Origin of the sequence: Actinomycetospora straminea (genome assembly GCF_028737255.1) — a bacterium.
GTDB classification, from domain to species: domain Bacteria; phylum Actinomycetota; class Actinomycetes; order Mycobacteriales; family Pseudonocardiaceae; genus Actinomycetospora; species Actinomycetospora straminea.
Map to the genome: position 1 here is coordinate 76,987 of NZ_JAQZAN010000003.1, position 22,107 is coordinate 99,093.

General features: G+C 76.6%; 24 protein-coding genes, 1 pseudogene and 1 riboswitch. Of the genes and pseudogenes, 13 read left to right on the forward strand and 12 right to left on the reverse strand.

The genetic code is table 11. The annotated features are described in order from the left end of the window. Nucleotides 1–184 precede the first annotated feature (184 nt). The 5 genes and pseudogenes from PH190_RS05755 to PH190_RS05775 all read right to left on the reverse strand — a co-directional run bounded on the left by PH190_RS05755 (nt 185) and on the right by PH190_RS05775 (nt 5,618). Nucleotides 185–2,032: a helix-turn-helix domain-containing protein gene (locus PH190_RS05755; RefSeq protein WP_274230537.1), complete on the reverse strand. Its 1,848-nt coding sequence runs from the start codon at nt 2,030–2,032 to the stop codon at nt 185–187. A gap of 41 nt (nt 2,033–2,073) precedes the next feature. Beyond that, nucleotides 2,074–3,315, reverse strand: a complete 1,242-nt coding sequence (locus PH190_RS05760; RefSeq protein ID WP_274230842.1) for a helix-turn-helix transcriptional regulator — start codon at nt 3,313–3,315, stop codon at nt 2,074–2,076. Continuing rightward, nucleotides 3,312–4,061 (reverse strand): PAS domain-containing protein, encoded by a 750-nt coding sequence (locus tag PH190_RS05765; protein ID WP_274230538.1) that lies wholly within the window; start codon nt 4,059–4,061, stop codon nt 3,312–3,314. The genes PH190_RS05760 and PH190_RS05765 overlap by 4 nt, the downstream gene beginning before the upstream one ends. A 178-nt stretch (nt 4,062–4,239) precedes the next feature. Beyond that, nucleotides 4,240–4,617 (reverse strand): annotated as a pseudogene (locus PH190_RS05770) (protein-glutamate O-methyltransferase CheR); the annotation flags it as partial. Then, entirely contained in the window at nt 4,614–5,618 is a 1,005-nt protein-coding gene (locus PH190_RS05775) for a chemotaxis protein CheB (protein ID WP_274230539.1), read from the reverse strand. The pseudogene PH190_RS05770 and the gene PH190_RS05775, both read right to left, overlap by 4 nt. 158 nt (nt 5,619–5,776) lie before the next feature. Between PH190_RS05775 and PH190_RS05780 the strand changes: the two genes are divergently transcribed. The 7 genes from PH190_RS05780 (at nt 5,777) to PH190_RS05810 (ending at nt 10,983) form a co-directional block, all read left to right on the forward strand. Then, on the forward strand, nt 5,777–6,088 hold the full coding sequence (locus PH190_RS05780; RefSeq protein WP_274230540.1) for a hypothetical protein: 312 nt from the start codon (nt 5,777–5,779) through the stop codon (nt 6,086–6,088). A gap of 44 nt (nt 6,089–6,132) precedes the next feature. Beyond that, nucleotides 6,133–6,537: a hypothetical protein gene (locus tag PH190_RS05785; protein WP_274230541.1), complete on the forward strand. Its 405-nt coding sequence runs from the start codon at nt 6,133–6,135 to the stop codon at nt 6,535–6,537. A gap of 79 nt (nt 6,538–6,616) precedes the next feature. Next, the gene (locus tag PH190_RS05790; protein WP_274230542.1) at nt 6,617–7,273 is read left to right on the forward strand and encodes a TetR/AcrR family transcriptional regulator; all 657 of its coding nucleotides are present in this window, start codon (nt 6,617–6,619) and stop codon (nt 7,271–7,273) included. 82 nt (nt 7,274–7,355) lie between these two features. Further along, on the forward strand, nt 7,356–7,817 hold the full coding sequence (locus PH190_RS05795; protein ID WP_274230543.1) for a VOC family protein: 462 nt from the start codon (nt 7,356–7,358) through the stop codon (nt 7,815–7,817). A gap of 2 nt (nt 7,818–7,819) precedes the next feature. Continuing rightward, on the forward strand, nt 7,820–8,530 hold the full coding sequence (locus PH190_RS05800; protein WP_274230843.1) for a DUF3159 domain-containing protein: 711 nt from the start codon (nt 7,820–7,822) through the stop codon (nt 8,528–8,530). Between the two features lie 191 nt (nt 8,531–8,721). Continuing rightward, nucleotides 8,722–9,975: a hypothetical protein gene (locus PH190_RS05805; RefSeq protein WP_274230544.1), complete on the forward strand. Its 1,254-nt coding sequence runs from the start codon at nt 8,722–8,724 to the stop codon at nt 9,973–9,975. 63 nt (nt 9,976–10,038) lie between these two features. Then, complete coding sequence (locus PH190_RS05810; RefSeq protein ID WP_274230545.1) at nt 10,039–10,983, forward strand: S1 family peptidase; 945 nt, start codon at nt 10,039–10,041, stop codon at nt 10,981–10,983. A gap of 52 nt (nt 10,984–11,035) precedes the next feature. On the opposite strand, the gene thiE is transcribed toward PH190_RS05810, so the two are convergent. Then, nucleotides 11,036–11,701, reverse strand: coding sequence for a thiamine phosphate synthase (thiE, locus tag PH190_RS05815; RefSeq protein ID WP_274230546.1), 666 nt, complete (start codon nt 11,699–11,701; stop codon nt 11,036–11,038). A gap of 32 nt (nt 11,702–11,733) precedes the next feature. Between thiE and thiO the strand changes: the two genes are divergently transcribed. The 3 genes from thiO (at nt 11,734) to thiG (ending at nt 13,973) form a co-directional block, all read left to right on the forward strand. After that, nucleotides 11,734–12,897, forward strand: a complete 1,164-nt coding sequence (gene thiO, locus PH190_RS05820) for a glycine oxidase ThiO (protein ID WP_274230844.1) — start codon at nt 11,734–11,736, stop codon at nt 12,895–12,897. A gap of 18 nt (nt 12,898–12,915) precedes the next feature. Next, nucleotides 12,916–13,020: riboswitch (TPP riboswitch) on the forward strand. Beyond that, nucleotides 13,013–13,216 (forward strand): sulfur carrier protein ThiS, encoded by a 204-nt coding sequence (thiS, locus tag PH190_RS05825; protein ID WP_274230547.1) that lies wholly within the window; start codon nt 13,013–13,015, stop codon nt 13,214–13,216. (Overlaps the previous riboswitch by 8 nt.) 1 nt (nt 13,217) lies before the next feature. Continuing rightward, nucleotides 13,218–13,973, forward strand: a complete 756-nt coding sequence (gene thiG, locus PH190_RS05830) for a thiazole synthase (protein WP_274230548.1) — start codon at nt 13,218–13,220, stop codon at nt 13,971–13,973. Between the two features lie 21 nt (nt 13,974–13,994). On the opposite strand, the gene PH190_RS05835 is transcribed toward thiG, so the two are convergent. Further along, a complete protein-coding gene (locus PH190_RS05835) occupies nt 13,995–15,281 on the reverse strand; it encodes a cytochrome P450 (protein ID WP_274230845.1) in 1,287 nt (428 codons plus the stop codon). A 69-nt stretch (nt 15,282–15,350) separates the two neighbouring features. Beyond that, nucleotides 15,351–16,175: a hypothetical protein gene (locus PH190_RS05840; RefSeq protein WP_274230549.1), complete on the reverse strand. Its 825-nt coding sequence runs from the start codon at nt 16,173–16,175 to the stop codon at nt 15,351–15,353. A gap of 42 nt (nt 16,176–16,217) precedes the next feature. Here PH190_RS05840 and PH190_RS05845 point away from each other — a divergent pair, with 42 nt between their 5' ends. Continuing rightward, nucleotides 16,218–17,204: a D-2-hydroxyacid dehydrogenase family protein gene (locus PH190_RS05845; RefSeq protein ID WP_274230550.1), complete on the forward strand. Its 987-nt coding sequence runs from the start codon at nt 16,218–16,220 to the stop codon at nt 17,202–17,204. A 52-nt stretch (nt 17,205–17,256) separates the two neighbouring features. Here PH190_RS05845 and thiD (PH190_RS05850) read toward each other — a convergent pair whose 3' ends face one another. The 4 genes from thiD (PH190_RS05850) to PH190_RS05865 form a co-directional block, all read right to left on the reverse strand. Next, nucleotides 17,257–18,084: a bifunctional hydroxymethylpyrimidine kinase/phosphomethylpyrimidine kinase gene (gene thiD / locus PH190_RS05850; RefSeq protein ID WP_274230551.1), complete on the reverse strand. Its 828-nt coding sequence runs from the start codon at nt 18,082–18,084 to the stop codon at nt 17,257–17,259. A gap of 15 nt (nt 18,085–18,099) precedes the next feature. Continuing rightward, a complete protein-coding gene (thiD, locus tag PH190_RS05855; protein WP_274230552.1) occupies nt 18,100–18,933 on the reverse strand; it encodes a bifunctional hydroxymethylpyrimidine kinase/phosphomethylpyrimidine kinase in 834 nt (277 codons plus the stop codon). Nucleotides 18,934–19,142: 209 nt separating this feature from the next. Then, entirely contained in the window at nt 19,143–20,051 is a 909-nt protein-coding gene (locus PH190_RS05860; RefSeq protein WP_274230553.1) for a S1C family serine protease, read from the reverse strand. A 166-nt stretch (nt 20,052–20,217) separates the two neighbouring features. After that, on the reverse strand, nt 20,218–20,805 hold the full coding sequence (locus PH190_RS05865) for a peptide deformylase (protein WP_274230554.1): 588 nt from the start codon (nt 20,803–20,805) through the stop codon (nt 20,218–20,220). Between the two features lie 143 nt (nt 20,806–20,948). Here PH190_RS05865 and PH190_RS05870 point away from each other — a divergent pair, with 143 nt between their 5' ends. Together PH190_RS05870 and PH190_RS05875 are read left to right on the forward strand one after the other, a co-directional pair. Beyond that, on the forward strand, nt 20,949–21,248 hold the full coding sequence (locus tag PH190_RS05870; protein ID WP_274201860.1) for a DUF3263 domain-containing protein: 300 nt from the start codon (nt 20,949–20,951) through the stop codon (nt 21,246–21,248). 79 nt (nt 21,249–21,327) lie between these two features. Further along, nucleotides 21,328–22,107 (forward strand): LytR C-terminal domain-containing protein, encoded by a 780-nt coding sequence (locus tag PH190_RS05875; RefSeq protein WP_274230555.1) that lies wholly within the window; start codon nt 21,328–21,330, stop codon nt 22,105–22,107.

Sequence of the window (22,107 nt, forward strand, 5' to 3'; positions counted from 1 at the left end):
GGCCGCCGTGCTCCGACGCTAGTGGCGCGGACCACAGTCGCCTGTCCCATCCTGGGACCACCCGCGCCGCCCCGGCCCCGGCGCCGTCGATCACTGACCCGGGACCGGGACACCCGGTGCGCTCCGCGCAGGTGAGCAGAAAGAAGTGCTGGAGCACTTCTTTCTGCTCACCTGCCGCAGGCACCTAGGCGATGTAGCTGATGCCGAACGCGTCGATCTTGCGGTAGAGCGAGGAGCGGGCGATCCCGAGCATCGCGGCGGCCTGGTAGCGGTTGCCGCGCGCCTCGTAGAGCGCCTGGATGATCGCGTCGGCCTGCGCGGTCTCGAGCATCGAGAGCCTCGGGGCGCGGCGCGTGAAGCACAGGGCGGGCAGGTCGGGGGCCTGGATGACGCCGACGGGCTTGCGCGCCACGACGTAGCGCAGGACGTCCTCGAGCTCGCTGACGTTGCCCGGCCACGCGTAGCCCTCGAGCACCCGCACGACCTGGTGCGACAGCCGCAGCGAGCGCCCGCCGCCGATCGAGCGCAGCACCGAGAGCGCGAGGTCGGCGAGCTCGTCGGCGCGGTGGCGCAGCGCGGGGATGCGCACGGTCTCGTGGAAGTGGCGCAGCAGCAGGCCGTAGGGGCGGCTGGTGTCCACCGACGCCGTGTCGAGGCAGGCCACGACCACGACGTCGCCGGTGCGCGCGAGCAGCAGGCGCAGCTGCTCGTCGAGGCGGCGCGCGACGAGCGGGGTCACGCCCTGCAGCCCGCGCAGCACGACGAGGTGCGGGCGGGTCGGCGGCCGGTGCACGAGGCGGGCGAGCGGCTCGGCGGCGCGCACCCCGTCGCCGGAGGCGTCCGCGGCGTCGGTCGCGATGACGGTGATCGCCCCGTCGCGGTGCAGCCGCCCGAACTGCTCGACGGCCATCGTGCGCTTCCCGACGCCCGCCTCGCCGACGAGCACCTGGTGGCGGCGCCGGGCGAGGTTCGCCGCGAGCTCCTGGCGGGCGCGCAGCGAGGGCGTGAGCAGGTCGCGGTTGGCGCGCACCCGGGCCTCGGCGTGCGCCCGCTCCTCGGACCCGGCGCCGCGCAGGTCGGCGGCGAAGTCGCGGCGGCGGGTGGGCGCGACGTGCGAGCCCTGCCGGCGGCGCGCCTCCGCCTCGCGGCGGCCCTGCTCGTCGCCCGCGGGGCCGGCGCCGACGACGCAGCCCACCAGGCGCTCCTCGTGGCGGACCTCCCGGACGGCCACCTCCGCGCACCCGCCCGAGGGCAGGTCGACGTGGTACGGCGCCTCGGGGCGCTCGAGGGCGAGGCCGGCGAGGGCGAGGTCGGCGAGGACCTGCTGGTCGGCGGGCGGGAGCCGGCGCGCGCCCGCGCCGAGCACGACGTCGTCGCCGTCGGTCGCCACGACCCACACCGCCCCGCCCGCGGCCTCGGCGGCCAGCGCGTCGTGCACCGCGAGGATGCGTCCCCGGCGTGCGCGGGCGTCCTCGTCGGCGATCTCGCGGGCCAGCGCCCGGACCAGCGGCAGGTCGCGCGCGGCGCCCTCGGCGGCGTGGCGGACGACGACGACGGCGTGCTCGCCCGGCTCGACCGGCGCCGCGGTCGCGGCGAGCACCCCGAGCGCGGGGTGCAGGTGCTCGGGGCCCTCGACCGTCACCGCGACGCCCTCGTGCAGCGCGACCGCGGCGGCGGTGGTGCCGACGTCCCGCTCGCCGTGGCGGCGGCCGGGCACGAGGTCGAGGGCGTCGAGGATCTCGGCGAGCGCCTCCTCGCCGTCGCGGCGCCGGAGCACCACGCCGTCGCGGTCGACGACGAGGACGGAGGCGTCGAGGTCGGGGTGGCGGGTGTGGACCTCGTCGAGCACCCGGGCCGCGCCCACCGGTGCCGGAGCCGTGGCGTCCGGGAGCGCGGCGGCCAGGCGCGCGGTGTCGACGCCGGCGCAGCGCTCCCACGACGCGAGGACCGCGGGCGCGACCACGCCCGGCCCGACCGCGTCCCGCCCGGTGCGCAGGAAGCGGCGCCGCGCGGCCTCCACCTCCCGGCTCACGGTCCTCGACGGTAGTGGCGCCGCGCGGACCGGGACAGGGGTCAGGCGCGCAGCGTCTCGCTGGGGGAGCAGCCGTACCGGCGGCGGTAGGTCACCGAGAAGCGCCCGGGGTGGGTGAAGTGCCAGCGGTGGGCGACGTCGGCGACGGTGGTCTGCCGCGGGTCGGAGGCCTGGAGCTCCTGGTGGGCCCGGGCCAGGCGGATCTCCCGCAGGTGGCCGAGCGGGGTGGTGCTGTGCCACCGGCGGAAGGTCATCTGCAGGCCGCGCACCCCCAGGCCCGCGGCGGCGGCGACGTCGGCGACGTCCACGTCCCCGGCCGCGTGCTCCTCGAGGAAGGCGATGGCTCGGCGGAGGGTCGCCGGCTCCGGGGCCCGTGGCGGGGTGTCGTCACCGGGGGGAGCCAGCTCGTCGAGGACGTGGCGTGCTGCGTCGAGGACCGTGCTCCCGGCCGACGCCGCGCGCTCGAGCAGTGCGTCGAGGCCGTCGAACGGATCGATCCCGAGCTGCCGGGCCAGCAGCGTGCCCGCCGTGAGCACGAGCGCGCGGGCGCGGGCGGCCGCCCGGGTCGCGGAGGCCGCTCCGTCCTGGGTGACGAGCGCGGCGCCGTGGGCGGCGATCTCGCGGGCGACGCCACGAGCCGCGTCACCGACGCCGTCCGTGGCGGCGAGGGCCAGGGTCCCCCAGATGCCCAGGGGCAGGACCAGGAACGCGTGCGCGGACGGCGAGTGCAGCTCGGGCCACCGGACGTCGCTGCCCGCGTCGTCGACGGTGACGGGGAAGCCGTGGCGGAGCACCTCGGCCCGCGGCCCGCGCGCGAGTGCCGTCGCCACCTCGGGAGCCAGGTTCCCGGCGGTCGCCTCCAGCACGGTGCCCTCGAGCACCGGGACGGCGATCTGCGCCCAGACGACCGACCCGGTGACCGCGAGGGCCTGCCGGGCCAGCCGCTCGAGGTCGGCCAGGGGGACGTCCTCGGTCGCCGGGCGCACCGCTCGACCCCGCCGTGTCTGCTCCTTCGCGCGCCGCGCGTCGTCGGCCGTCCCGCGCGCCGCACGCCGCACCTCGTGGACGTCGCCGCGCAGGGCGCGCGCTGCCGCCCGGGCGAGGGCGGCCTGCGTCTCGCGGACCATGCGGTTCTCGGTGGCCTCCGGCCCGTCGCCGGTCAGCGCGCGGCGATCGGGGCGGCTCGTCGCCTCGAGCTCGGTCGAGATGTCGTCGAGCATGTCGGCCACGAGGCGGGCGTCGGCGGTGTCGACCGGACGGCGGTGGGGGTCGGGGGCGCTCACGTCGCCGCTCCCGGCTCCGGGGCCGCCTCGCCCGACGTCGCGACGTCGACGTGGTCCATGAGGATGATGGCGCCGTCGGGGCGGCTCTCCCGCCCGGTCAGCGGCGACACCGCCACCGAGATCTGCACCGGCCGTCCCCGGCGGTTGATGGCCTCGAGGCGCAACGGGTCCTCGCGGGGGGCGGTGCCCTGCAGGACGTCCCGGACCAGGGGCCGGACGCGGTCGGTGGCCAGCCCGATGTCGAGGTTGAGCAGGTGCTGGCCGACGGCCTCGTCGCTGCGCACGCCCCAGAGGTCGTCGGCCCGCCCGTTCCACGCCTGCATGATCAGCTCCGTGTCCACCACGATCACCGCCGTCCTCAGGCTGCCCAGTACGGACTCCAGGAAATCGTTCGCGTGGTCGAGCTGCCCGGTGCGTTCGCGCATCTCGTCGTTCATCGACTGGAGCTCGTCGTTGGTGGACTGGAGCTCCTCGTTGGTGGTCTCCAGTTCCTCGACGGTGGACTGGAGCTCCTCGTTGGTGGTCTCCAGTTCCTCGACGGTGGACTGGAGCTCCTCGTTGGTGGTCTCCACCTGGCGGTGGGCCGACTGGAGCTCGACGGTCATGCGCCGGTAGCGGGTGACGTCGGTGAAGAACAGGGCGATCGAGACGCCGTCGTCGCTGTGCGCCTCGAGCGGCACGATCTGGATGTCGAAGACCAGGGTCTCGGAGGTCGAGCGGGGATATTCCGCCTCGTGCTGCCACATCGACGTCCGGTGGCGCCGCACGTCCTCGTACGACGAGCGCAGGCCCGCGATCCGGTGGCAGATGTCGAGATCGGGGAAGCGGCGCCCGATTCACCCGCTGGCGGAACTCCTCCACGCCGAGCGCCTCGGCGAACACCATCGCGAGGCCGTACGCCTCCTCGCCGCTCGCGCAGCCCGCGGACCACACGCGCACCGCCTCGCCCCGCGTCTTGGCGGCGAGCAGCTGCGGCACGATCTCCTCCTGGAGCTCCCGCCAGGCCTCGGGGTCGCGGAGGAATCCGGTGACGTTGATCAGCACGGTGTTGAACAGGTGGGTGAACTCGTCCTGGTCGACCTGGAGCACGTCGAGGTAGTCGCCGAACGTCGAGATCCCGAGGGTCTGCATCCGCCGGGTCACGCGCCGCCAGATGCTCGAGCGCTTGTACCCGGTGAAGTCGAAGCCGCGGCTCTCCTTGAGGAACTCGAGCAGCGTCTCGAACGCGGCGGCCTGCTCGGCCTGGTCGTCCGGCCCCTCGCCGTCCGTGGTGACCTCGTCCACGCCGTCGTCCTCGCTCATGCGCTGTCCCCGGCCTCGCGCTCGGCGAGGAGGTCACGGACGAGGCCGGCCGAGGCCAGCGCGTGGTGCGCGGCCTCACGGGCGCGGTCGGCGGTCCGCGTGGAGCCCCGCTCGGTCGCGGTGCGGGCGATGCGGTGCTGCAGGTCCGCCTTGTCCTCGAGGGCCTGCAGCGCCGTGAAGAGGGCCCGCTCGATCCCGTCGTCCTGCACGCTCGAGAGGCTCTGCTCCGACCAGGCATGACCGACACGGCACCGGTAGCGCAGCATGTTGCCCTCGCTGAGGTCGAACAAGGGTCCCGAGCAGTCGGGGCACACCAGCCCGGCCGCCGGCCCGTCCGGCCTGTCCTCGTCGTCCACGTTCGCTCCCGCTCTGCTGGCCGCCACCTCGCGCACGAGCCGGGGATCGGGTCGTCGTCCCCCGATCACCGGACGCGTGGCCAGGTCGGAGAACGCGGCTCCCAGCTCGGCCACCGACCGCACGATGGCGCCGGGCACCTGCTCGAGCGCCGCCTGCGGCATGGAGGCGTAGAGGGACTCGTCGGGATCCTGCACCATCGCGGTCCCCCCGTGGCGCACCAGCGCCAACAGGCCCGCCGCGCCGTCGTCGAGCAGCCCCGAGAGCACGCAGCCGATCCCGGCCGGTCCGGCCTCGACCGCGATCGAGCGGAACAGCGGGTCGATCGCCGGCCGGTGGCCGTTCTCCCGCGGGCCGCGTGTCACCTCGAGCCGGCCGCGGACGATGAGCAGGTGGTGGTCGGGCGGGGCGAGCAGGACGGTGCCGGCCACGAGGTCGTCCCCGTCCCGGGCGTGCCGGACCGGGAGCGCACAACGCTTGTCCATGAGGCCCGGCAGCACGGTCGGGGCGTCCGCGGGCTGGTGGAGGACGACGAGCACGGCGGCCGGCAGGTCGGCGTCGAGGACGCCGGCCAGCTCCAGCAGAGCCTCCACGCCACCGGCCGAGGCGCCCACCCCGATCACGACCGGGGATCCGTTCGCTGCCATGCGCGCCTACCTCTCCCGTGACACCGCCACTCCGACGGCGGCCGGTGGGACTCGGCGACGTCGCGCGGCTGGACGCGTCAACCGGGTGGCTGCGCCATGCTAGACGGGAGACGGTGGCACGGGGTGCACGGAGCGCGTCGTCCCGGCGTGGAGGACACATGGACGAGAGCGACCGGCACGTGGAACGCCACGTCATCGCCGATCTGAGGTCGGCCCGCGAGCACGCCGAGCACCTGCGGCGGCGCATCCAGAGCCTCGTCGAACGCATCGCCGAGTCGGAGGACTCCGTCGCCGACGTGTACGAGGAGTCGGCGCGGCTCCGGCCCCACGCCGCGGAGCGCCTGCGCCGCAGAGCACGCGAGGCGCGCGCGTTCGCCGCGCGCGAGCGGGCGTTCCTCCGCGACGGCCACGCGGGGTGGCTCGGCGCGCCGCACGACGGCGCTGCCCCGGACGTCGGTTCGGCGGGGTGACGGCGACCCGCAGACGGACACCGCGCGCCGCTACGCTGCCGCGCATGCCGATCGGGACGGCCGCCGACGACGGTGTCGTCCGCGTGCGCCGGGCCGGGTGGCTCGTCACCGGGGCCGCGCTCGTCGTGGCCGCGGCGACACTCCTGGTCGTCGGGCTGGTGCCGCCCGGCCCGGGGCGCACGGTCGCGGTGGTCGTCGCCGTCGTCCTCGCGTTCGTGCTCGCCGGGTGGCGGGCCGTCCGCGCGCGCCGGGACACCTCCCGCGTCGCCGGCCTGCGGCCCATCTCGAGCTGGCTCGCGGCCTTCGCCTGGGCGGTGACGGTGTTCTCGTCGCTGGTGGCCCTCGCCGACCCGACCGACGGGGGGCGCGCCGTGGTGGCGGGCCTGCTCGCGGGCTGCGTGCTCGTGCTGGTCGGGCGCGCGGGGGAGCACGTGGGCACGCGGAGCTGATCTCCCGGCTGAGGTCCCCGTGAGGGCGGGCACGCCAGCGCTGGCCGGTGCGCCCCGGCGGTGCCACGCTGAGCCGACCATGTCCGAGAGCGAGCACGAGCCCGTCGACGGACGGGCCGCGCGCTGGGCCGGACACCGCGAGGCCCGGCGTCTCGAGCTGGTCGACGCCGCCGTGGCGGCCATCGGCGAGCACGGCCCCGAGGTCACCACCGAGCAGATCGCCGCCCGCGCGGGCGTGTCGCGGCCCGGGCTCTACCGCCACTTCGACGGCCGCGACGACCTGCAGAGCGCCATCGCCGCGCGCTCGGTCGAGCGGCTGGTCCACGAGCTCGAGCCGGTCTGGCGCCCGTCGGGCCGGCCGTTCGAGATGCTCGCGAAGGCGCTGCGGGCGCACCTCGGCTGGCTCGAGGCGAACGCCAACGTCTACCGCTACCTCAAGCGGACGTCCTTCGGCACCGGCGGCGAGTCCGCCACGACGAACGTGCGCGCGACCGTGGCCGGCCACGTCGCGGGGATGCTCGTCGACGGCTCCCTGGGCGCCGAGATCCCGCCCCCGGTGGCGCACCCGCTCGCCTTCGGCCTCGTCGGGATGGTCGACTCGGCGAGCGCGCACTGGCTCGACGAGCCCCACGGCGCCTCCCGCGACCAGCTCGCGACCCAGCTGACCGAGTCGTGCTGGGCGGTCATCCGGGCGACGGTCGGTGCGGACCGTCTCGCGGTGGCCGACGACGTGTGATCGAGGAGTGATCGGCCCCCCGACCGGGGGAGGCCCGGCCGTGCGGGACGATGGAGGTCCCGCCGGAGAGAGGATCCGACGCATGGCGATGCGCCGCTCGTTCCCCACCGTCCTGTCCGACCGGCTGCCCGAGACGCGGGACTTCTACGTCGCCCTGCTCGGCTTCGAGGTCGCCTTCGACAGCGACTGGTACGTGGCGCTGCGCCGCATCGACGGCCCCGACGCGGACGACGTCCACGAGCTCGCGATCTGGGCCGTGGGCCACGAGCTGGTGCCGCCGCCGTACCGCGCCGACCCGGCCGGGGTGATCCTCACGTTCGTCGTCGACGACGTGGACGCCGTGCACGCCGAGGCCCGGCGGCTGCGGCTGCCGCTGGTCGCGCCGCCGCGGGACCTCTTCCACGGCCGCCGCCAGATGCTCGTCACCGACCCCAACGGGATGCTCGTCGACATCTCGAGCCCGAGCACGCCGTCGCCGGCGTTCACCGCCGAGATGGCGCGCCAGGGGCGTGCTCCCGGCCGTGCCCCGGAGACCACCGGTTGACCGTGCCCGACGACGGGCGGCCCGACGGCCGGGCCGGGGACGCCCCTGCGGGGCACGGGCCCAACCCTTTCACGGAGATCCTCGGCGGGAAGGGTCAGGCCCTCGACGCGACCGTGCCGTCGGTGGCGTTCGTCGTCGGGTGGCTCGTGGCCGGGGCGCTGGGCGCCGCGCAGCCGGTGCTCCCGGGCGGGCTGCTCGCGGTCGTCGTCGCGGGCGGGGTCGCGCTGTGGCGGCAGCGCCGTGGCGAGCGCCCGCGCGCGGTGGCCGTCGGGCTGCTGCTCGCGGTCGGCGCCGCCCTGCTCGCCCTCTACACCGGGCGCGCGCAGGATTTCTTCCTGCCACGCATCGTCGCGAACGCCGGCAGCCTCGCCGCCTGGCTCGTCTCGATCGCGATCCGGTGGCCCCTGCTCGGGCTGGTGGTGGGCGCGCTGACCGGCCGGCCGACCCTGTGGCGCCGCGACCCCGACCTCGTGCGCGGCTACTGCCGGGCGAGCTGGGTGTGGGTCGGCCAGTACGCCGTGCGGGTCGTGGTGTTCACCGGCCTGTGGGCCGCGGACCAGGTCGTGGCCCTCGGCATCGCCCAGATCGTGCTGACGTGGCCGCTCGTCGTGGTGTGCATCGCAGCGTCGTGGCCGTTGGTTCGCTCGGCCCTGCCGCCCGGGCACCCTGGCCCCTTGCGCCCCGTCGTCCCGCAGCCCGGCGAGGGGTCCTGAGCCGTTCGGTCGAGCGTTTGGGCCGGTCGGACGCGACTGACTTGCTCCGTGGGTGAACGCTCTCACGCACGGACAACGCGGGACGATGGACGGGCGTCGTCAGGTGTGGTCGGCGGGGGCGTCGGACGACGCGACGCGCCCGTCGGCACGCCAGGCCCGTACCAGCAGACCCCGATCCGTGTCCGGGAGCCATGTCACCAGCGAACCCCGAAGAGAAGTCCGACGCCTCCTCCTCGGCCGGGCTCGGCCTGACCTTCCCGCAGATCATCGCCAGTGCGCTGGCGGCCGCGACGGCGGCGATCCTCGGATCGTTCATCGGCGTGGTGGGCACCATCGGTGGCGCCGCGATCGCGTCGATCGTCAGTACGGTCGGCGCGGCGCTGTACCAGAAGTCGCTCGAGGTGACCCGGGACCGGGTCAAGCAGCGCCTCGTCGTGACGGGCGCCAACACCCGCGTGGCCACCGCCGTCGGCCGGGTCGCCGGCCGGCCCGGGGCGGCGCAGGCCCCGGCGGCGCCCACCCAGGTGCAGCCCGGCCGGCGGCCGGTGGGCCCGATGGGTCCGGGGGGTCCGCCCACGCCGGGCCCGGGCGTCCCGGTGCCGCCCACGCAGCGCCAGGTGCGGCCCGGCGCCCCGCCGTCCGACCCGACGCGGCGCGTCCCGGGCCCCGCGGGCCCGCCGACCGGTCGGCCCGGCCAGCCACTGCAGCCCGGACGCGTGGCGCTGCGCGCCGAGGGCGTCGGCGACCCGACCCGCGTGCACGCGCGGGTCGACCCGAACGGCCCGCCGACCTCGCTGGCGCCGGGAGCGCCCGGGGCGCCGCCGACCGAGGCCCGCTCCACGGCGTTCATCCCGCAGAGCCGCCAGCCGGGCACCCCTCCCGGGGGCGGCCCGACCGCGGTGATGGGCCAGCCGGGCCGGCCGACGGGCCCGGGTGGTCCCGGCGGCCCGGGTGGTCCCGGTGGGCCGGGCGACGTCACGCAGGTGGCGCCGCTCGAGCCGGAGCCGCCGCGCCGCCGCTTCTCGCTCGCCGGCGCGCTGCCCCTGCTCAAGGGGTTGGGCTGGAAGACGTGGGTGACGCTCGGCGGCCTCGCGGCCAGCGTGTTCGTCATCGCGCTGATCGCGACGTTCGGCGTCGAGACCGCGGCCGGTGGCCCGCTCTCCGGCGGGTCCAGCGGCACGTCGGTGGGGAGCCTGTTCGGTCAGCAGACCGACGCGAGCGAGGCCACCACGACGCCCGAGGACTCGGCGACCGAGGACACCGACGCGCCGACCTCCACGTCGAGCACTCAGGACCAGCAGCAGGACGAGCAGCAGGGCGGTGACACGGCGACCCAGCAGCCGAACACCAGCACCTCGCGGCCGACGACGCGGACCACGCCGGGCGGGGTCCTGCCCAACCTGCCGGGGACCAACGGGTCCGGCGGTGGGGCCACCAACGGCTGACATCGCGGCGCCACTCCCACCGACGATCGAGTGACGGGTCTCGGGCGGGCAGCGGGGGTGGGCATGGATCGGCGGGCGCGCGGGGGCCTGCTGGTGCTCCTGTCGGTCGTCGGTGTCCTGCTGGGCGCGGCGCCGGCTCCGGCGTCCCCGGCGGCTCCCTCGTCCCCGGCGGCTCCCGCGTCCTCGCCTGCCGAGCTGACCGCGGTCAAGGAGCGCCTCGACGGGCTCGCCGAGTCCCGTGGCGCGCCGCCCGCGGTGAGCGCCTGGTGGGTGGACCCGGCGACGCGCACCGTGGTCCTCGCGCTCAGCGCGCAGCCCCGCGACGCCCGGGGGGCGGCGTTCGTCGAGGAGGCGCGCCGGGTGGACGCCTCGGTGCGGGTGGTCGAGGGCGTCGCGGCGCCGACCCCGCGCGCCGACCCGCCCGTCTACGACCTCGTCGGCGGCGACATCATCCGCATCGGCCGGTCGCGGTGCTCGCTGGGCTTCTCGGCGCGCACCGCCACCGGCGAGCCCCGGCTCGTCACCGCCGGGCACTGCACCAACCGCGGCGGCGACGTCACCGGCGCCAACGCCGCGCCGATCGGCCCGATCCGCAGCTCGGTGTTCGACCGCACGGGCGACTGGGGCGTCGTCGACGTCGGCCCCGCCTGGCGCCCGACCCCGTCGGTGGCCGCCGAGGGCTCCACGACCCGCTCGATGACGGGCACGGCGACCGCGCCCGTCGGCGCCTCGGTGTGCCGCTCGGGGTCGACGACGGGGTGGCGCTGCGGCACGGTCACCGCGGTCGACGTCACCGCCAACTACGCCGCCGGCCCCGTCGAGGGCCTCGTGCTCACCACGGCGTGCAGCGAGGGCGGCGACTCGGGCGGGCCGTTCGTCTCCGGCGGCTCGGCGCTAGGGGTGCTCTCGGGCGGCACGGGCGACTGCACCGCCGGCGGCACGAGCCTCTACCAGCCGATCGAGGAGATCCTGCGCACCGAGCGCCTCACGCTGGTGGTGGCGACGTGAGGTGCGCTCCGCGCAGGTGAGCAGAAAAGAGTGCTGGAGCACTCCTTTCTGCTCACCTGCGCGACAGCGCACCCCGCAGGGCGCGGGCCGCGGCCTCCGGGTCCTCGGCGTCGGTGATCGCGCGGACGACGACGATCCGCGTCGCGCCGGCGTCGAGGACCTCGCCGAGGCGGTCCTGGTCGATCCCGCCGATCGCGAACCACGGCCGCGCGGGCGCCGCCGCGGCGGTCGTGCGCACGAGGTCGAGGCCCGGTGCCGGGCGGCCGGGCTTGGTCGGCGTGGGCCAGCAGGGGCCGGTGCAGAAGTAGTCGGCACCGGGCTCGGTGGCGGCCGCGGCGGCCTGATCGGCGTCGTGGGTGGAGCGGCCGATGAGCACGTCGTCGCCCACCACCCGGCGCGCCCAGGGCACGGGCAGGTCGTCCTGGCCGAGGTGCAGGACGTCGGCGCGGGCGGCGAGGGCCAGGTCGGCGCGGTCGTTGACGGCGAGCAGGGCCCCGTGCCGGCGGGCCGCCGCGCCGAGGACCTCGAGCGCGGCGAGCTCCTCGCGCGCCTCGAGGCCCTTCTCGCGCAGCTGGACGATGTCCACCCCGCCGCGCAGGGCGGCGTCGGCGAAGGCGGCGAGGTCCCCGCGGTCGCGGCGCGCGTCCGTGCACAGGTAGAGCCGGGCCTCCTGCAGGCGCGCGCGGCGGTCGGTCCGGTCGGTGGTCGGCGCACTCACCGTCGCGACGGTATCGCGTACCGTCCGTGACCGTGCGGGACCGGCTCGTCGTCGTGGGTGCGGGCGCGGTCGGGTCCGCGATCGCCTGGGCCGCCGCGCGGGAGCGGGTGGCGGGCGAGGTCGTGCTCGTCGACCCCGATCCCGGCTCCGGGGCCTCGCGGGTGGCCGGCGGCATGCTCGCCCCGATCAGCGAGGCGTGGCCCGGCGAGCGGGAGGTCCTCGAGCTCGGCGCGGCGTCGCTGGCGCGCTGGCCGGCGTTCGCCGACGCGGTGGCGCAGGACGCGGGCTCGCCGGTGGGCCTGCGCCGCGAGGGCACGGTGCAGGTGGCGCTCGACGCCGCGGACGTCGCCGACCTCGACCGCGTCGCCGAGCACCTGCGCGCCTGGGGTCGGGACGTCGAGCGGCTGTCCGGGCGGGCGGTGCGCCGGCTCGAGCCCTCGCTGGGACCGGCGGTGCGGGCCGGGCTCGCGGTCCCCGACGACCTGGCCGTCGACAACCGGGCGCTGCTCGCGGCGCTGACGGCGGCGGGTCGGCGGCGGGGGGTGGTGGTCGAGCGCCGGCGGGTCGAGCGGGTGCTCGACGACGGGGCGCGGGTGACGGGGGTGGCGCTGGCCCCCGCCGGCAGCTCCGGCAGCCCCGGCACCGTCGGCGGCTCCGGCGGCTCCGTGCTCGAGGCCGACCGGGTGGTGGTCGCGGCCGGGGCGTGGTCGGCGGCGCTGCACCCGGTGCTGGCCGACCGGGTGCGCCCGGTCAAGGGCGAGATCCTGCGCGTGCGGGCCCGGCGGTCGTCGCTGCCGCCGCCGTCGCGGACCGTGCGCGCGGCGGTGAGCGGCCGGCCGGTGTACGCGGTGCCGCGAGACGGGGGCCGGCTGGTCGTCGGCGCGACGCAGTACGAGGCGGGCTTCGACCCGGACGTGCTGGTCGGGGGCGTGCGCGACCTCGTCGCCGACGTCGAGCGGGTGCTGCCCGGCATCGCCGACTACGCGCTCGAGGAGACCGCGGCCTCGTTCCGGCCGGGCACGGACGACAACCTCCCGCTGCTCGGCGCGGTCGGCCCCGCGGGGCTGGTCGCGGCGACGGGGCACGGGCGCAACGGGATGCTGCTGGTGGCCGTGACCGTCGACGCCGTCACCGCCGTGCTCCGCGGGGAGCCGCTGCCCGAGGAGGCCCGCCCCGCGGCGGCTGCGCGTTCCTGACCGGCGCGCGTACGGTGAACCGGACACCACGGGAGCCCGGCCACGGGCTGAGAGGGAGCTGCGGCTCCGACCGTCGAACCTGATCCGGGTCATGCCGGCGCAGGGAGGGGGAGCGATGACCACCGTCTGGCTCAACGACGACCAGCGCGACGTGCCCGCCGGCACCACCGTCGCCGCGCTCATGGACGCGCACGGCGTGCCGGAGCGGGGCGTCGCCGTGGCCGTCGACGGCACCGTCGTCCCGCGCGCGAGCTGGGCCACCACGGCGCTGCTGGACGGCAGCCACGTCGAGGTGCTCACCGCGGTGCAGGGGGGCTGACGTGGACCCGCTGGAGATCGGTGGCCGCAAGTTCGGCTCGCGGCTGATCATGGGCACCGGCGGCGCGTCGGGGCTCGCGGTGCTCGAGCGTGCCCTCGTCGCGTCGGGCACCGAGCTGACGACGGTGGCCATGCGCCGCCTCGACGCCGGCGGCGGACCGGGCGTGCTGGCGCTGCTCGAGCGGCTGGGGATCGAGGCGCTGCCCAACACCGCGGGGTGCCGGACGGCCGCCGAGGCGGTGCACACGGCGCGGATGGCGCGCGAGGCGCTGGGCACGGAGATGGTGAAGCTCGAAGTCGTGTTCGACGACCGCACCCTGCTGCCCGACCCGATCGAGCTGCTCGACGCCGCCGAGCAGCTCGTCGACGACGGCTTCACCGTGCTGCCCTACACGAACGACGACCCGGTGCTCGCGTCGAAGCTGGCCGACGCCGGGTGCGCGGCGGTCATGCCGCTGGGCGCGCCGATCGGCACCGGGCTGGGCATCCGCAACCCGCACAACATCGAGATGATCACGGCGTCGGTGGACGTGCCCGTGGTGCTCGACGCGGGGATCGGCACGGCGTCCGAGGCGGCCCAGGCGATGGAGCTGGGGTGCGACGCGGTGCTGCTCGCCACGGCCGTCACCCGCGCCTCGGACCCGGAGACCATGGCCCACGCCATGCGCCTGGCCGTCGAGGCCGGCCGCGCGGCCCACGGCGCCGGCCGCATCCCCCGCCGGTACTGGGCCCAGGCCTCCAGCCCGGCGGTGGAGTAGGCGCCCCGGGGTGCGCCGAGGTCAGCGCAGGCCGACCGGGAGGGCGTCGACGCCGTAGACGATCGAGGTGGTCCGGAACGGCTGGTCGTCCAGCGTCCCGGCGTCGGGGGCCAGGTGCAGGCCCGGGAAGCGGCGCACGAGGGCCGGGTAGGCCGTGCGCAGCTCCATGCGGGCGAGCTCGGCGCCGATGCAGCGGTGGATGCCGTGCCCGAACGCGAGGTGCGGCGTCGGCGGGCGGCGGGGGTCGAACCGCTCGGGGTCCGGGGTCAGGCGCGGGTCGCGGTCGGCGGCCGAGAGCGACACGAGGATGCCGTCGCCCTGGCTGATCTCCACGCCGCCGAGGGTCATGTCCTCGGTCGCGAATCGCGGGAAGGCGATCTGGACGACCGTGAGGTAGCGCAGCAGTTCCTCGACGAAGCCGTGCACCGCGGCCGGCTCGTCGCGGACGAGCGCGAAGCTGTCGGGGTCGCGCAGCAGCACCATGGCGCCGAGCGCGAGCATCGAGGCCGAGGTCTCCAGCCCGCCGGTGAGCAGCCCGTCGGCGAGCTCGGCGAGCTCGTCGGTGTCGAGCTCGTCGCCGTGGTCGCGGATGAGCTGGCCGAGCAGGCCCTCGCCGGGCTCGGCGCGCTGGCGCTCGACCACGCCGCGCAGGTAGACCAGCGACTCCGAGATCTTGTCGAACGCCGCGGCGCCGCCCCCGAGCACGTCGAACCGGGCCGTCGACAGCGCCTGGAACTCGTCGCGCTCGTCGTAGGGGATGCCGAGCAGCTCGCAGATGGTCAGCGACGGGATCGGGGTCGCGAAGTCACGCACGAGGTCCACCGGCTCGCCGCGGGCGGCCAGGTCCTCCATCGCGTCGAGCCGGCCGTCGACGATCTCGGTGATCCTCGGCCCGAGGCGCGCGAGGCGGCGCAGCGTGAACTCGGGCGTCAGCAGGTGGCGCAGGCGGGTGTGCTCGGGCGGGTCGGTGAAGCCCAGGCCGCCGGGGTTCTGGCCCTCCTTGACCCCGGCCTGCCCGATGAGGTGGCTGAAGTCGTTGGACAGGCCCTGCGTGCGGCCGAGGACCGCGCGGGCCTCCTCGTGCCCGGTGACCAGCCACGCCGTCACCCCGAAGGGCAGCGGGAAGTGGCGCACCGGGGCGTCCTCGCGGGCCTCGCGCATCGCCGGCACCGGGTCGAGGCCCTCGCGGCGCAGCGGTGTCAGCGCGTGGTCGGGCAGCAGCGTGACGGGGTCGAGCCCGCGTCGGCTGCGCCAGGCGAGGTAGCGGCGAGCCGCCCAGCCCACGACGCGCGACCGCAGTGCGGCCAGGCGTGAAGGGTCCAGCACCGTGTCCACTCTGCCTCCCCCGCGCGCGACGACGCCGACCGGGGGCCGAGGCTAGGACGTCGGGGGGCCTGGTGGACCCGGTGACGGGGGTGTGTCACCCCACCGTTCGTCGGGGTCGACCCCGGCGGGACGTCCGGGGCCGGGCCCGGCTGCGTCGTCCGTTTCGTCCGCAAACGCCCCGGACGGTACGCCCCCGCGCGGCGCGCGGACGAGGGTCGGGCCCCGCAGCCCGAGACGGCCGAGCTCCATCTCGGCGAGGCGGGCGAGGACGCGGGGGTCACCGCGGCGCCAGCCGACGGCCGCGTCGGGCACCCGCGCGAGGCGGCGCGGCGAGCCGTGGGCCAGCGCGCGCAGGGCGAGCAGGTCGGCGTCGCCGACGCTCCCGCGCAGCCCGTCGCGCAGGGCGAGCACGGCCCGCGCCGCGATCATCCAGCGCACCCGCAGCACGACCCACGCGACGACGACGGGCACGGCGGCGAGCAGCCCGACCGTCCACGCGACCCCGGAGGCCAGCGCCTCGACCGCCGCGATCTCCTGCTCCCCGGCGGCGGCGATGTTCTCGCCGGCCCGGGTGCCGCCCGACAGGGCGCGGGCCAAGTCCTCGCCGACGAAGGGGAGTCCGCCGGCGGTCTCGGCGGCGCCGGCGAAGGTGTCGCGCACGTTCGCGCCCGCGTCGCCGAGCTGGCGCCCCGGGCCCTGCAGCACGAGGACGGTGTCGTAGAGCAGCGAGGCCGCCGACACGACGACCGCCACCCACGCGAGGACCGCGACGTCGGCGAGGAACTGGCGCGCCCGGCGTCGCGGGCGCTCGGCGTACACCGGCCACCCCGCGCGGGTCAGTCGCAGGACGGGCGCCGGGTCGGGGTCGGCAGGCACGGCGGGTGTGTGCCCCCGCACCCCCAGGGGCACACCCGGCCCGTGGCTCCGCGGAAGATCGCCGTCCTCGACGACTACCAGCAGGTCGCGTCCACCTACGCCGACTGGGACGCTATCGGCGCGGAGGACGTCACGTTCTTCGGCCAGCACCTCGGGGACGCCGACGGCGTCGTCGCCGCGCTCGAGCCCTACGACGTCGTCGTCGCCATGCGCGAGCGCACCGCCTTCCCGGCCGACGTCCTCGAGCGGCTGCCACACCTCGGTCTGCTCGTGACCACGGGACCCGCGAACGTCGCCATCGACGTCGCCGCGGCCCGCGAGCGCGGGGTGACGGTGTCGGGCACCGGCGGCGTGTCGAGCAACGCCCCGACCGTCGAGATGACCTGGGCGCTGATCCACGCCCTGACCCGACACGTGCCCGCCGAGGACCGGGCGGTCCGCGCGGGCCGCTGGCAGCACACGGTGGGCCGCGACCTCGCCGGGCGGCGCCTCGGCGTCGTGGGTCTCGGCGGGATCGGCGCGCCGGTGGCCGCCGTCGGGCTCGCCCTCGGGATGGACGTGGTGGCCTGGAGCGAGCACCTCGACCCGGACGACGCCCGCGGCCACGGGGTGACGCCGGTGAGCAAGGACGAGCTGCTCACGACCTCGGACGTCGTCACCGTCCACCTCAAGCTCTCCGCGCGCACCACCGGCCTGATCGGCCGCGACGACCTGGCGCGGATGAAGCCCACGGCGCTGCTGGTGAACACCTCGCGCGGCCCGATCGTCGACGAGGACGCGCTGGTCGAGGCCCTGCACGCCGGGACGATCGGGGGCGCCGGGCTGGACGTGTTCGGCACCGAGCCGCTGCCCGTGGACGCGCCCTTGCGCACCGCGCCGAACACCGTGCTCACCCCGCACCTCGGCTACGTCACCGAGGGCACCTACGAGGTGTTCTACCGCGACGCCGTCGAGGACATCCGGGCCTGGGCCGACGGCGCGCCGATCCGCGAGCTGGGGCCCGAGGACGGGGGCGCTCCGCGCTCGTGAGCAGAAAGAAGTGCTGGGGCACTTCTTTCTGCTCACCTGCGCGCAGCGCACCTCACACGTGCGCGTCCACCGCCCACAGCGGCGACACCGGGCCCACGCCCGCGCCCAGGGGGTAGGACTCGGCGACCGCGCGGCGGATGTAGCGCTCGGCCGAGGCGACGGCCTCGGGCATCGCGAGGCCCCGGGCCAGCGCGGCGCACGTGGCGCTGGCCAGCGCGTCGCCCGCGCCGTGGACGTGCGGGGTGTCGATCCGCGGGCCGGCGAACTCCCAGGTCTGCGAGCCGTCGAAGAGCAGGTCGGTGACCTCCGGCGACCCCCGCAGGTGCCCGCCCTTGACCAGCACGTACCGCGGGCCCAGCGCGTGCAGCGCCTTCGCCGCCGCGAGGGCGCTGTCGGCGTCGGTCACCGTCACGTCGACGAGCAGGCGGACCTCGTCGAGGTTCGGGGTCGCGAGCGCCGCGCGCGGGAAGAGCCGCGTGCGGATGGCCTCCATCGCGTCCTCGGCGAGCAGCGGCTCCCCGGCCATCGACGCCGCGACGGGGTCGACGACGAACGGCACGGCGTCCTGCGCGCGCCCGATCCCGACCTCGTCGACGACGTCGGCGACCGCCTCGATGATCGCCGCCGACGCGAGCATCCCGGTCTTCGCCGCGCCCACCCCGATGTCGGTGACCACCGCCCGCACCTGCGCCGCGACCGTCTCCGGCGGCACGAGGTGCACCCCGGAGACCCCGAGGGAGTTCTGCACGGTCACCGCCGTGACGGCCACGCACCCGTGCACGCCGCACGCCGTCATCGCCCGCAGGTCGGCCTCGAGCCCGGCGGCGCCGCCCGAGTCGGAGCCGGCGATCGTCAGCGCGCGGGGCGGGGTCTCGGCCATCACGACATCATCGCGTCAGGCGCCCGGCTCCCACGCGGCCACCGACCACAGCGACGACACGGGCCCGTGGCCGGCGCCCAGCGGGTAGGCGTGGTCGACCGCGCGGGTGATGTAGGCCTTGCCCAGCGCCACGGCGTCCACCAGGGCCATGCCCCGCGCCAGCCCCGCCGTGATCGACGACGCCAGCGAGTCCCCGCCGCCGTGGCTGTGCTCGGTCTCGCGGCGCGGCGAGGTGAACGCGCGCTCGGTGCCGTCGGCGGCCACGAGCAGGTCGGTGACCTCCGGCGAGCCGGTCAGGTGCCCGCCCTTGACCAGCGCCGCGCCCGCCCCGAGGTCGAGCAGCGCCCGGCCCGCCTCCCGCGCCGTGGCGTCGTCGACCACCTCGACGCCGACGAGCAGACGCACCTCGTCGAGGTTCGGCGTGACGAGCGTGGCGCGCGGGATCAGCACCGTGCGCAGGGTGTCGAGCGCGTCGTCGGCCAGGAGCTGGTGGCCGTGCATCGAGGCCGCGACGGGGTCGACGACGAACGGCACCCGCGTGCCCAGCCCGACCTCGTCGCCGGCCGCCGCGACCGCCTCGATGATCTCGGTCGACGCGAGCATGCCGGTCTTCGCGGCGTCGACGCCCATGTCGCCCGCGACCGTCCGGATCTGCGCGGCGACGACGTCGGGCGGGATCGCGTGGAAGCCCTCGACGCCGACGGAGTTCTGCACGGTCACCGCGGCGATGGCCACCGCGCCGTGCACGCCGCAGGCGGTGAAGGCGCGGACGTCGGCGGTGATCCCGGCGCCGCCACCGGAGTCGGTGCCGGCGATCGCGAGCGCGACGGGCGGGGTGCGGGCAGTCATCGGCGGCGTTCCTCCCATGCCGGCATGACCCGGCTGGTCCGGCGGTCGGCGGCCACCAGCCGCCCTCTCAGCCCGCTCCCGGCGGACTCCCGCGTGGTGCCGCCGGGGTGCCCGGCGACGGCGTGGACGCTAACCGCCGACCCGGGCGCCCGGCAACGCGACCGGCACGTGCGCGGATTTCCCGGCCCTGACCGGGAATTCCGCGCACGTCAGTGGTCGGTCAGCTCCGACGGCACCGCGAGCACGTCGACCATCGCCTCGCCCCGCAGCACCGTGACCGGCATCGTGCGCCCGATCGACGTCGCGAACAGCCGGCGCTGCAGGCCCTGCGCGTCGCTGACCGGCTCGCGGTCCGCCGACACCACGAGGTCGCCGGCGTGCAACCCGGCGCGCGCGGCGGGGCTGCCGGGCACGACCTCGGCCACGCGCAGCCCGCGCGGGCGGCCCAGGCGCGCGGCGATGTCCGCCGGCAGGGGCGCGGGCGCGCCGACCAGCCCGAGGTAGCCGCGCCGCACGCGGCCGTCCTCGCGGAGGCTCGCGAGGATGCGCCGGGTGGTCGCGGTGATCGGCACCGCGAGGCCCAGGCCCACCCCGGCCACCGCCGTGTTGATGCCGACCACCCGTCCCGACGCGTCGGCGAGCGCGCCGCCGGAGTTGCCCGGGTTCAGCGCGGCGTCGGTCTGGATGACGTCCTCGACGACCCGGCTCGCGGTCCCGCTGCGCACCGGCAGCGCCCGCCCGAGCCCGCTGACCACGCCCGCCGTGACCGAGCCGGCGAGCCCGAGCGGGTTCCCGACGGCCACGACGAGCTGCCCGACGACCAGCTGCCCCGCGTCGCCCATCTCCAGCGCGGGCGGGGTCGGGTCGTCGGTGGTCAGGACGGCGAGGTCGGAGAGCGGGTCGGTGCCGCGCACCGTCACCCGGCCCTCGCTGCCGTCGGCGTAGGCCACCTCGCCCGCGCGGTGCCCGCCGACGACGTGGGCGTTCGTGACCAGCACCCCGCGGTCCACGACCACCGCCGACCCGCTGCCCCGGCCCGCCCGCACCGCGGCGACCGACGGGCCCACGGCGGCCGCGACCGTGCTCACGGTGCGGGAGTAGGCGTCGAGCTCGTCCATGCCCTCGTGCTTACACCGTTGCACGTGTGCGGGCCGTCCTGTCCGCTGTGGGCGGAACGCGGGTGATCGACGGGGCGTTCCCGCACGTAGCGGGTGATCAACGGGGCGTTCGCGCGCGTAGAGGCAGCGAACAGCGCGTTCGCTGCTGCTCTTGCCGCCGGCCGCGTCAGTGACCGAACGGGTCCGGGTCGACGCCCGGCATCCACGAGTGGCCGGGGACGCCCCAGCCGTGGTCGCGGACGGCACGCTTGGCGGCGCGGCGGTACCGGCCGACGAGGCGGTCGACGTAGAGGTAGCCGTCCAGGTGATCGGTCTCGTGCTGCAGGCAGCGCGCCAGGTAGCCCGTGCCGGTGACGACGACCTCGGCGCCGTCGACGTCCGTGCCGCGGACCTCGGCGTACGCCGCGCGCCCCGTCGGGAACGACTCGCCGGGCACCGACAGGCAGCCCTCCTCGTCCTCGTCGGGGTCGGGCATGGTCCCCGGCGGCGGGTCGGCGGTCAGGACGGGGTTGACGACGACGCCGCGCCGGCGCTCCCCGCCCTGCTCGGGATCGGGGCAGTCAAAGACGAAGACCCGCCGGTCGTCGCCGATCTGGTTGGCGGCGAGGCCGACCCCATTCGCGGCGTCCATCGTCTCGAAGAGGTCGTCGACGAGCTCGCGCAGCGACTCGCCGCCCAGCTCCTCGGGCGCGACGGGCCGCGTGGGCCGGTGCAGCACCGGGTCGCCGAGGATCACGACGGGCCGAACGGTCACGGCGGGCACCGTAGTGCCCGCCGCCGGGCGCGTTCCCCCGCCGGGAGCGCACGCGTTGTCGGGGCGTCGTGCTGTAATGGAGGGGTCCGAATGACAGGCGTGTCATTCGGTTCGGCAGGCGTGGTGGGCAGGAGGCGAGGAGCGTGGCGGACGCCGTTCGGGTGCAGCCCCCGCAGGACGAGCCCTCGGACGGGCTCGACCGGCGCGATCGCGAGATCCTCGCGTTCGAGCGCCAGTGGTGGAAGTACGCGGGCGCCAAGGAGCAGGCGATCCGCGAGCTCTTCGACATGTCCGCCACTCGCTACTACCAGGTGCTCAACGCCCTGGTCGACCGGCCGGAGGCCCTCGCGGCCGACCCCATGCTCGTGAAGCGCCTGCGGCGCCTGCGCCAGAGTCGGCAGCGCGCCCGTGCGGCGCGTCGCCTCGGTGTGGAGCCTCGTTGATGGTCTCCTGACTCCCCGAACGGTCATCCGCTCGAGCGAGCGGCGAGGCGGACGCGACGTCCGCTGAGGGGAGCAGGAGATGACAGGGCCCGGGTCCGACGCCTCACGGATGCGGATCGCGGGCATCGTGCTGCTCGCGATCGCGGGTGTGGCGGCCGTCGTCGGCCTGCTCGCCCTCGGTGGCGAGGGGCCCTCCAGCCCCACGGCCGCGCCCGCGAGCCCCGCGCCGCCCCTGCCCGGCGCGACCGGCAACGGCTCGGCGGTCCCGCCGCCCCCGAACCAGGCCGGCGTGCCCGGCGCGCTCCCCGGCCAGCCCGGTGGTCCTGGTCAGCCGGGCCAGCCCGGTGCCCTCCCGGGCGGCGTGCCCGGTCAGCCCGGCGGCCCGGGTGCCCCCGGCGGTGTCGGTGCCGGCCCCGCGGTCGGCGCGCCGATCGTCCCCGGCGGCGGCGCCCCGATCGGCGGCGGCGGCGGTGCCCCGGCCGGCGGCGGTGTGGTCGCCGGTGGTGGCCCCGGAGGCGGTGGTGGCCCCGGAGGCGGTGGTGGCGGCGGCAGCGCCGGCGTCAACCGCGCGGTCGAGGTGCGGGTCTTCAACAACTCGACGATCGTCGGGCTCGCCGACCGCGCCGCCGGCCAGATGCGCGCCGAGGGCTGGAACGTCGTCGAGGTCGGCAACTACCCGAGCGGCGTCATCCCCGAGAGCACCGTCTACTACCGCCCGAACACGGGCGAGCAGGCGCCCGCGGAGGCCATCGCCCGCGACTTCGGGCTGCGCGTGATGCCGCGCTTCGACGGCATCGCCGGCGCCTCCCCGGGCGTCATCGTCATCGCGACGAACAACTGGGGCCAGAACCGGGGCTAG